12 protein-coding genes are annotated in these 10,111 nt (G+C 42.5%); 8 read left to right on the top strand and 4 right to left on the bottom strand.

The genetic code is table 11. The annotated features are described in order from the left end of the window. Window positions 1-151: 151 nt before the first annotated feature. Both B5F53_RS18875 and B5F53_RS18870 read left to right on the top strand, forming a co-directional pair. On the top strand, window positions 152-514 hold the full coding sequence (locus B5F53_RS18875; RefSeq protein ID WP_087226954.1) for a helix-turn-helix domain-containing protein: 363 nt from the start codon (window positions 152-154) through the stop codon (window positions 512-514). Between the two features lie 261 nt (window positions 515-775). After that, on the top strand, window positions 776-1,153 hold the full coding sequence (locus B5F53_RS18870) for a TnpV protein (RefSeq protein ID WP_162610653.1): 378 nt from the start codon (window positions 776-778) through the stop codon (window positions 1,151-1,153). Window positions 1,154-1,241: 88 nt separating this feature from the next. On the opposite strand, the gene tnpC is transcribed toward B5F53_RS18870, so the two are convergent. From tnpC to tnpA, 3 genes are all read right to left on the bottom strand, one after another. Next, entirely contained in the window at window positions 1,242-2,879 is a 1,638-nt protein-coding gene (tnpC, locus tag B5F53_RS18865) for an IS66 family transposase (RefSeq protein WP_242970372.1), read from the bottom strand. A 118-nt stretch (window positions 2,880-2,997) separates the two neighbouring features. Then, complete coding sequence (gene tnpB / locus B5F53_RS18860) at window positions 2,998-3,354, bottom strand: IS66 family insertion sequence element accessory protein TnpB (protein WP_087226950.1); 357 nt, start codon at window positions 3,352-3,354, stop codon at window positions 2,998-3,000. Continuing rightward, the gene (gene tnpA, locus B5F53_RS18855; RefSeq protein WP_087226948.1) at window positions 3,344-3,697 is read right to left on the bottom strand and encodes an IS66 family insertion sequence element accessory protein TnpA; all 354 of its coding nucleotides are present in this window, start codon (window positions 3,695-3,697) and stop codon (window positions 3,344-3,346) included. The genes tnpB and tnpA overlap by 11 nt, the downstream gene beginning before the upstream one ends. Before the next feature lie 236 nt (window positions 3,698-3,933). Between tnpA and B5F53_RS18850 the strand changes: the two genes are divergently transcribed. Genes B5F53_RS18850 through B5F53_RS18835 form a run of 4 tightly spaced genes read left to right on the top strand, consistent with a single transcriptional unit; the run spans window position 3,934 to window position 6,281 of the window. Next, window positions 3,934-4,548: a TetR/AcrR family transcriptional regulator gene (locus B5F53_RS18850; RefSeq protein ID WP_087226946.1), complete on the top strand. Its 615-nt coding sequence runs from the start codon at window positions 3,934-3,936 to the stop codon at window positions 4,546-4,548. Window positions 4,549-4,552: 4 nt separating this feature from the next. After that, window positions 4,553-5,365, top strand: coding sequence for an alpha/beta fold hydrolase (locus B5F53_RS18845; protein ID WP_087226944.1), 813 nt, complete (start codon window positions 4,553-4,555; stop codon window positions 5,363-5,365). 2 nt (window positions 5,366-5,367) lie between these two features. Then, window positions 5,368-6,102: an alpha/beta fold hydrolase gene (locus B5F53_RS18840; RefSeq protein WP_087226942.1), complete on the top strand. Its 735-nt coding sequence runs from the start codon at window positions 5,368-5,370 to the stop codon at window positions 6,100-6,102. Window positions 6,103-6,131: 29 nt separating this feature from the next. Further along, window positions 6,132-6,281 (top strand): cysteine-rich KTR domain-containing protein, encoded by a 150-nt coding sequence (locus B5F53_RS18835; RefSeq protein WP_162610654.1) that lies wholly within the window; start codon window positions 6,132-6,134, stop codon window positions 6,279-6,281. Window positions 6,282-6,332: 51 nt separating this feature from the next. Here B5F53_RS18835 and B5F53_RS18830 read toward each other — a convergent pair whose 3' ends face one another. Further along, complete coding sequence (locus tag B5F53_RS18830) at window positions 6,333-7,769, bottom strand: MobA/MobL family protein (protein ID WP_087226940.1); 1,437 nt, start codon at window positions 7,767-7,769, stop codon at window positions 6,333-6,335. Between the two features lie 248 nt (window positions 7,770-8,017). On the opposite strand from B5F53_RS18830, the gene B5F53_RS18825 reads away from it, so the two are divergent. Together B5F53_RS18825 and B5F53_RS18820 are read left to right on the top strand one after the other, a co-directional pair. Then, entirely contained in the window at window positions 8,018-8,704 is a 687-nt protein-coding gene (locus B5F53_RS18825) for a helix-turn-helix domain-containing protein (RefSeq protein WP_087226938.1), read from the top strand. An 86-nt stretch (window positions 8,705-8,790) separates the two neighbouring features. After that, window positions 8,791-10,089, top strand: coding sequence for a tyrosine-type recombinase/integrase (locus B5F53_RS18820; RefSeq protein WP_087226936.1), 1,299 nt, complete (start codon window positions 8,791-8,793; stop codon window positions 10,087-10,089). The last annotated feature ends 22 nt before the right edge of the window (window positions 10,090-10,111 follow it).

Here is a 10,111-nt window from a genome sequence, read left to right as displayed (position 1 = left end):
GGTATCACCTCCATCATTTGAGAACATCTTATCAAATGATGGAAGGGATTTGAAGATACGGATGATTACCTACTTACAATAGTAGTTGGTTGCCTATAAAATGTAATTTTTGTATTATTTTTTATAACAACCAGTGGAGGTAATGTGTGATATGAATTTTAACGAAAAACTCATTGAACTTCGCAAGTCTAAAGGTTTGTCACAAGATGAATTAGGTAATGCGTTAGGAGTATCAAGACAAACAATATCCAAATGGGAACTGGCTCAAAGTTATCCCGATTTTCAAAGACTTGTTTTATTGAGTGATTATTTTGGCTTATCACTTGACGCACTTGTAAAAGATATTGATGTGCAAGACATTAGGGACAAAAATCTAGATGATAAGAAATTATCTGCAATCTATGAAGATATAAATTCTGCTAAGTCTTCGATAAATCAAGTTGTAAATATTTTGGCTATTATTGGAGTTGTTGGTACCATACTTTCTATTTTAGCAGGGGTATTTTGGGGATAACAATAAATTCCAGTTTGAATTGTAGCAAATTATGACCTCTTAACAGAGGTTATAGGTTATCAATAAAATCCTTGGAAACAAAGGATTTATCGCAATGTGTTCGCCTTATCCCTTTATATGATTTCACACAAGTTTATACTTCCCCCGACTGCTCATAAGGGCAAATACAAGGGAAAGAAAATCTCATAACAAAATAAACAGAGTGTGGCAATCGGAGAACTGTGACATATGTGCGAATATATTATAACAGAGGATTTTTTAATGGACAAGTATATTTATGATGAAAGCAATGGTCTTTGGTATGAGTTGCAAGGAGATTACTATATTCCTTGTCTTACCTTACCAGCCGAAAAAGTACAACCTATCGGTTTATGGGGGCAGCGACATAAACGCTATTTACAGGTACATAAGAGAGCATTTTACACTACGCTACTCACAAGTGGCAAGTTGAATACTTATATAGCCGATATCGATAAACAGGTGCAGGAACGCTTTGAAAGGCTTATAGAGGACATGAAGCAGGCACAGGGTATCACGGAACGGCTAAAGACGGAAAACGCCTTAGAATGGGTCGGGAGAATGAATAACATACGGGCTTGTGCGATGGAGATTGTGGAGGAAGAAATCATTTTCGCATAGCAGACAGGCGGCAGGGAGAAATCTCGTATATGGTAAATAACCCGTCCTTCTGTAAAAGATATGCCAGCCGGAAGGCTGGCACTGCGCATTACCTTGATTTTGTTTTTCGACAGTGATCCGGAAGCTCTTCAGACCATGGCATTAAGGTTTTCAATACTTCTGCAGGAACATTGTTTCGTGGATATTTCACAAGTTCGGTCAATAAGTAGCAGAAATACTCGTAAGGCTTCAGGCTGTTCGCTTTGGCGCTTTCTGCAATGCTGTACAGGAGGGCACTTGCCTTTGCTCCTTTGGTAGAATCGATGATGTGCCAGGAATGCTTTCCAACACAGAAAGATTTGATACTGCGTTCGGCATCGTTATTATCCAGCGGAAGGTGCGGATCTTCCAGAAATCTTCGAAGATAAACCTCCTGATTCATGGAATAATTGATTGCTTCTTTCAGTTTGGTGCTTGAGTTTGTTTTTCCCTGTAAGGTTTTCAGCCATGCAAAATAAGCATCGACAAGAGGCTTTACAGACTGTTGTCTGTTATCGAATCTCTCTTTTGCCGATGATCCCTTATACATGTTATCCAGATGATATATGGCATCGATCCGTTTGACTGCTTCAGCAGCAACTGCCTGGCCTGGGGTAAGAGGCGCACCTTTTTTCACGGCTTTCAGGATCTCTGCAAATTTACGCCTTGCGTGTGCATAACATCCAGCCACCTGGATCTGACCACTCTTTTTCATAAGTGTATGATAGGGCTGGTAACCATCTGTGATAAGGGTTCCTTTATATCCGGACAGATATCTCTCCAGGACTTCGCCGCTTCGGCCTCCCAGATATTCATACAGGAAGAGCGAATGGGTATCGTTCCCTCCCGGAGAATGGAATACCCACATATATTCCTTACTGTGCTCCGGCATGATAAACGGTGTTTCATCACAGTGGATATGATGCGATCTCATGACCTCCGCTTTCATCAGATCATGTACCGGCTGCAGGTAATACTCGCTGAGGCGGATCATCCATCCTGCCATATCCTGCCGCGGGATGTTGACATCATTTCGGAGGAATTCTTCAGAAAGGCGGTTCAACGGTACTGCATTTACATACTTTGCATTAAAAACTGCAGCCGCAAGTTCCGGTGTAAGGATACTATGTGCCAACAGCCGTTCCGGTGCTTTTGCACGAAGAAAACTGCCGCAGTCAGAATTCCCGGCATAAACTTTGATATGATGTTCCAATACTTTAAACCTGGCTGGAATGTACTGGAGTTCTTTATATACTTCGTCTTCCATGGGATGCCATCCTTTTGGAAAGTGTTCCTGTAATTCTTCTTCGGAACAGTCGTGGTAGATCACTTCTACTTCAATGTCCTGAAGATTCAGATCGCGTTTCCCTTTGGCTCTCTTTTTGCGGACGATGACTTTTTCTATTTCAGGTTCTTCCGGGATACCATTCTCCACAAGTGCTTCTGCTTCATTCAGGATACACATGTCGTCAAGAGAAAAGGACAGCTGCCCCATAACCTGTCTGTCTGTTTCGGTCCGCTTGCCAAAACGCTGCTGTGCCAGGATCGCGACCTGTTCCTGGAGATCTTCAATCTGACGGACCAGCCTTTCATTCTGATCCTGGATCTTCTGGCTCTGCGAAGATAAAACTGAAAAACTTTCACTCATCTGCAGATACAGCAATGCGACCGCATTCTTTGGCATCTTATTCAGTTCATCAAGTGTCAAAGTAGTATTTTCCATGGATCCATTATACCACAGGATCTGCTGAAAAGCTGCATAAATCAATCATTTCAAGAGATTTTGATAACTTATGAAACTGTCAATGTGCCTATATAAAACAGAACTAATAAAGCTCTGGTTTTATCTTATGTATCACGTTCTTCTGTTCAATGAATAATCCTTCCATCAGCCACCGGTACTGCTGGGGTGTAAGGTCACGTGCTTCTTTTTCGCTTCTTGGCCATTGAAGCCTGCCATCGGTAAATCTTTTATAGCACAGAAGCCATCCGTCACCTTCGTAGAGCAAAACTTTCATCCGGTCGTTCCTGCGTCCACAGAACAGAAAAATGGATCCTGCTTCGGTCGGATCCAGGCCAAACGTTCCGGTAACAATCGAGATCAGTCCATCGATTCCTTTTCGGAGATCTGTGTAACCGGTACATAAGTAAACGTGTTGGAATCCAGAAGCGTCATTCAACATGATACAGAAGTTTCATTACTCGGGAGATCAGTTCAGACGGTGAATTTTCATTCACGCAGATCTCTATCCCATTTGTTCGAATGAGCATCTGCGTTTCGAAAGCAGATGTATCTTTGTTGACTGTATTGACAGATCGTTCTTCTGTTAAAGCAGGGAGTTCAACAAAACCAGACTGTTTTAAAGCCGCCTCTTTTACTTTGCGCAGCCAGTAATAATAGGCATCTCTGGACAACCCGTGCTGTTCACAATAAATATCGACTTTTTGACCACTTGCTTTACAATCTTTTATGATCGCAGCCCATTCGTTCAATCGGATCTGCCTGGTGGCTAATTTGGTGTTCATGATCAGTACCTCCTGTGGTGTTATTCGCGAAAAGTGTGAAACACACTTTTTACACTTTACATACCATTATCTCCGATTTTGGAGGTTCCTGGAAGTTGACGGGTTATTTACCATTTACGAAATCTCTGCTGCCTTTTTAGGAATGTGAGAAAAAATAGCGGAATGGTCTTCTCAAAAACGGTCAACGGATTTATAATATCTCTGTATTAACCGATACGGTTAATAAGGAGGACGCTATGAACGATAAGTTTTTCAATCTACCGTTAGAGAAGCAACAGCGGATTATCAACGCTGCATATAAAGTGTTTTCACAGAGCAGCTACAAGAAAGCACCTATGTCAGAGATTGCCGATGAGAGCGGCATATCCAAAGCGTTGCTGTTCCATTACTTTACAAATAAAAAAGAGCTGTATTTGTATCTATGGGTAAATGCTATAGAAATGACAAGAAAGGCAGTCCGAGAGTATAAGACCTTGGAAACAAATGATTTTTTTGAAATGCTGAAAAGAAGCCTGCTTTCAAAATGTTCCCTTATGCGGGATTATCCGCATATGTACGCCTTTTCATTGCGGGCGTATTATGAAACAGCTTCCGAAATCAAAAGTGCCATTCAAGAGAATTTTTCTGATGTCAGTAAGACAAGTGAAATGATTGTATTTGAAAAAATGGATACATCAAGACTTCGGAAAGATATTGACCTTAAAACAATGTATGATGAGATTTTCTATGCTATTGACGGATATATGCTAAAAAAATACCGTTCTAATCGTATCATTCCAGATGAAATCGAACTGGAGATTATTTCCTTAATTGACTTTTGGAAGAAGGTTTACATACAGAAGGGGGCGTGAAAAAATGCAGCATAAGACGATTGCGGCACAAGGTGGAATTGTACATTATTGGATTGACAGAAAAGAAAACACCGCTGACTGTATTGTTTTCACACATGGCGTAACGGCAGACCATACAATGTTTGAAAAGCAGGTATCCTATTTTTCTGATAACTACACAATAATTCTTTGGGATGTTCCCATGCACGGTCTGTCAAGACCTTATCATGGATTTTCTTATCATGATACGGCTGAAATATTACATAGCATTTTGCAAAAAGAAAATATTAAAAAAGTATTTTTGATTGGAATGTCGATGGGAGGTTATCCAAGCCAACATTTTGCGAGTATTTATCCCGATATGGTAAAAGGATTTATAGCTTTGGACACAACGCCGTTAGGCTGCGGCTATTACTCAAAATCAGACTTATGGTGGCTCAGGCAGGTTGCTCCAATGGCAAAATGTTTTCCCGCAAATATTCTAAGGATAAGTATGGCTCGGTCAGTGTCAAAGCGTAAATACTCGTATCAAAAGATGATGGCTATGCTAAAATCAGTTTCAAAAGCAGAAATCATTGAGCAAATGCGAGTGGCATATGAGTATTTCCCAATCGAAAACAAAGATGTTGATTTTCGGTTTCCTGTGTTGATACTTGTAGGTGAAAAGGATAGTACAGGTAAGGTGAAATCGTATTGCAGGGAATGGGCAAAGCAAACTGGGTATCCCCTCCACCTCATAAAAGGAGCAAAGCATTTTTCAAATGGGGATAATCCAGAGCAGGTAAACAAAGAAATAGAGGATTTTATCTACACGGTTGTTCAGCAAGAAAGGAAATGACTATGCTATATTTTGATGAATACGGAAACAGAGATAATCCAACTATCCTATTGTTGCATGGTGCAGGTGCGCTTGATACATTTTGCAATCAATACTGCTTTTCCGCGCGATACCATTTAATCGTACCCCATTTGTACGGAGCAGGAAAATCAGCAGATAAAGTTTACGACCCCGATATGATGAAACGGGAACTTTTGGAACTGATTGACAGTTTGCACAAGGAGAAAATCGGCGTAATCGGACATTCCCTCGGCGGGCAGCTTGCGATTATGCTTGTTTGTGAAAGATCAAGCCAATTTCGCTTTGCAGTCTTTTTAAGTGCATGGGTGAATCCAAATCCAAAAACAGTTAAAATGTATTGCTCACTTGCGGGAATGGCAGCGAAAATGCTCCACATAAAATGGCTTGTCCGTTTTCAAGGGAAGTATTGGAACTATACCAAAGAGCAAGCGGAGTATATGGCAGACTATTCAAGGCTTATCACTCCGCAGATTTACAGGTCGTTTTTTGCAAACACATTAGATTTACGGAATGCTCCTACATATTTATCTGTCAAAGTCCCGATGTTGGCAATATGCGGCAGCGGTGAAGTGAAGGATATGAAACTATCTCTTGATATGCTCGGTAAAAATACCTGCTGCCAAACGATGATACTTCCAAGAGCAGGTCATGATTTCCCTATGAGGAATAGTAGTCAGCTTAATACGGTGCTAAATGATTTCCTCTTAGGTAAGTAAGGTAAAAGAGAATGAATAAAACAGAGTGAATACTCTGCCCTATCTGCGGGAGCAAAACAAGGGTGCAGATACGGGAAGATACGGAACTGAAAAACTTTCCTCTCTACTGTCCGAAATGTAAGCAGGAAACAATCATCAATGTTCGGGATATGAAAATCATATTTGCAGACAGTAAATAATTATGTATGCCGCCGCTATGGATAACACCATACACGGCGGTTTTTCAATGCCTATCGGCTATCTCTGTCAAAGGACTTTTTACGCTGTCTTTGGGGCGGTTTCTGCTTGTTGCGTTCCTGTATCTCACGCAGATGTTCTAACACGCTCTGTTTTTCGGGCGGTCTGTGCTGCGCCTTAGCGGCGGCTGTCGGCTTCCTGCTGATTTGACGCTCCCACTCGGCAAGGTCACGGTTATACTGCTCTACAACACTTTCCATTTCTCGGAAAGTGCGCATAAACGCCTGTACATCAGGATAACCGTCCTCTTTCAGAATATCGGGCAGCTTATCCAGCTTGGCGGAGATTTTCTTTTCTGTCTGCTGTATCTGTTCGGTAATCGTTTTACGTTCTTTCCCCTTAAAAATCCCTTTTGTATCGGCAAGCTGTGCTTTCAGCTTTGGAAGAATATCGTCCTGCAAATGACGGATTTCCTTTGCCTCCTCCTGTGCTTTTATCATCAGGCTTCGCATATGGCGGAACTCTGCCATATCAATATCAAGTGTAGGCTTGGGTGGCATATCCTTTTCTCGGATAAGGCTTTGCAAAAAATCTTTTGCCTTTGCCACAATCCCACGGAACAGATTAGGCAGCCAGCCTTTACTTTTGATTGATTGGCTTGCTTTTTCGTGTATCTCTGTCTGCTTAACTTCTAAAATCTTCGCTTCGGAAATACCCGATAATAACGCAATATCCGCTGTCCTGTTCCATTCTTGCCTTACAGCATTATCGGCTTTGATTTCTTCCTCTTTTGGATTGTTCTTGCCTATCTTCTTGGTCGGCAGATAAACGCTGTTCTTATCAAATACCTTTAACTGCTGTTCGGGATCGGCGATGTGGCGATTGATAAGGGCGGTGTAAATCTCCTTTACCTCCCGAAGAAAAGGCTCGCTTTTGAATTTATTATCTTTCACGGTAAAGAGATGGCTTTCGTAGATTTCGCCCTTTTTAATGACGGTGCAGCCTTTTCGTATCTGCCCGTCCTCTCCGGTGATTTCTTTCTTCGTGCGTACTCTTTTGCCTGTTTCATCATAGAAAACACTTCGTGTGGCTATCTTTATATCAGGCTCAGGGAGCAGTTTTCTTTCGCTGAAGATAAGATGGATATGATAGTTTGTTTTGCGTTTGTTGTGGTGGAGGGCTGACACGCACTCCACACCATACCGCCTGCGGAACTCCTCTGTAAAATCTTCAAGGACTTCCTGTGGCTCATATCTTGTATAACTTTCAGGTAGAGCAATAATCAATTCCCTTGCTTCGATACATTTACCCTCTGCGCCGCTTCGCTTAAATTCCTGCTGGCTTTCCCTTGCAAGGTTACTCCAAAAGGCATTGTCAGCGGTGCGGTAGGTGGCATAGAGATTTTCCTGCCTTGCGTGGCTTGTGATATAGGATATTCTTCCCTTGACATTTGGCAGCTTCGACATCTGTATAAATGAGTGTCTTGCCATATACTCCTTTCTCCCTTGACGGGCATACTCTTTTTGCAACCGATAAATCGGTTGCCGCTGTTTCGGCGGCGTAAGCGGACGGACAGCAAAGAAAAACGCCAACTATGTGTTTGTAATTATACCTATTCTGCTATCTGTTGTAAACTTGTTTTGCAACCTTTTGAGAAATATTTTTTATTATTATCGAAAAAATAGTTGCAAAATAGGTTTTATTATGCTATACTTAAAAGCGTCAGGAGGTGAAAACCTTGAAAAATGAAATCATATTCACCGCAAAACAGGTCGGTGAACGAGTAAGGGAACGCCGTACAGAGTTAAACTTAACAATGCCTGAACTTGGCAGGCGTATCGGCGTAAACAAATCTACGATTCAGAGATATGAAGCGGATGGGGTGAATCCTACCCGAAGTATGATTATCAATGGACTTGCGGAGGCATTGCTCACAACACCTGAATGGCTGACGGGACTTTCCGAAGATAAGGAATATGACAGCCGCACCTTATGTGCAAGGGATATGGAGGAACATATCCAAAAATATCTTGATACGGTTTCCTCTACTGTAAAAGGTGAGCCGCACCAACAATTACTCACTACATTCCTCGGAAAGATGATTGACCTCTATACGGTTATGACTTATCACTTTGCAGACGCTATGGCTGAGGTTGACCGTGTGGCGGAGGACGAGGGATTGAAACAATCGCTCAGGAGATATGCCATTGAGTCGGGAGCGATTACGGAGAGAGTTTACCGCAAAGAAATGGAACAGCCTATTGAGGATATGAAACAGTTTTTAGACGGGATTTTACATATCTACGATGAAGGGCGCACAAAGGTATCTATGGGCGACCTGTTCGGGATAGTGACAGCAGCCGAGGAAAGGGCTGCTGAAAAAGAAAAATTCCGTGGCTCTTTGACAAGTGAAAATGCCGACTAACATTCATTGGCATATGTGACGCATTACTTTACGCACACCATATTTCACAATTCCGATTGCCACGGATAGAAAGGAGAAATTTATCTATGGCAAAAGGTTCTGTAAGAAAGAAAGGTAAAAAGTGGTATGGTCGCTTTTGCATTGAAGATGAAAGCGGCAAAAAAGTACAAAAGGAGTTTGTAGGAACAGAAAGCAAGTCTGAAACAGAAGCCCTGCTCAGAAAGGCAATCGCTGATTATGAGGAAAAGAAGTTTGTTGCAAAGGCTGAAAACGCAACGGTTGGTATGCTGCTGGATATGTGGGTGGAGGAAGAACTGAAACCCGGCAATTTAAGCAACGGTACGGTAATGTCCTATCAGGGAACGGTCAACCGTATCAAACAGCATCCGATTGGAAACCGCAAGCTGAAAACCGTAACTGCCGACCATTTGCAGGCGTATATGGACTTCCTCAGCTTTGGAGGTACAAATCCTGACGGAACAACCGCAAAGGCACTCAGCAAAGGGTATCTCCGATTGTTTTCGGCTGTTTTACAAGGGGCGTTCCGTTTTGCGGTATTCCCGAAAAGGCTGATAACTTTTAATCCGATGCAGTATGTGGTATGGCGAGGAAAGAAAGAGGAATATGAACTGTTCTCGGACGAGGACGGGGAAACCGCTTCTACACCAACGCTCAGCTATGAACAGTATCAACGGTTAGAGGATTTTCTGAAAAAGAAAAACAATCCTGCACTTCTTCCCATACAGATAGCCTATTATACGGGCTTGCGTATCGGTGAGGTTTGTGCTTTGACTTGGCAGGACATCAACCTTGAGGAGCAGTACCTTACGGTACGCCGCAGTATGCGCTACAACGGGGCAAGACACAAAACAGAAATAGGAGCAACAAAGCGTAAAAAAATCCGCACCGTTGATTTTTGTGACACGCTTGCCGCAATCTTGAAAGCGACGAAAGCGGAGCAGCACAAAAATCGTTTTCGATACGGGGAACTGTACAGCCTTAATTACTATTTGGAGGTCAGGGAAAAAGACCGCACCTATTATGAGGTTTACAGTCTGCCGAGGTCGGAGGAAGTGCCAGAGGGCTACAAGGAACTATCCTTTGTCTGCCTTAGACCTGACGGGGCATTTGAAGCACCGAGTACGGTAGGGATTATGTGCAGGACAGCAAGAAAAAGGGTTGAGGGCTTGGAAGATTTTCATTTCCATATGCTCAGACACACCTACACAAGCAATCTGCTCTCAAACGGAGCTGCCCCAAAAGATGTGCAGGAACTTCTCGGACACGCTGATGTCAGTACCACAATGAACATTTACGCTCACGCTACAAGGGAAGCAAAGCGTACTTCCGCAAGACTGTTGGATAAAGTGGTCTGCGGAGAATAAAATATTTCCCTTGTTTCGGCTC

Source organism: Blautia sp. An249 (assembly GCF_002159835.1).
Lineage (GTDB): Bacteria > Bacillota > Clostridia > Lachnospirales > Lachnospiraceae > Blautia_A > Blautia_A avistercoris.
Note: the sequence above shows the minus strand (reverse complement) of the source record. Positions and strands in the feature narration are given on the sequence as shown.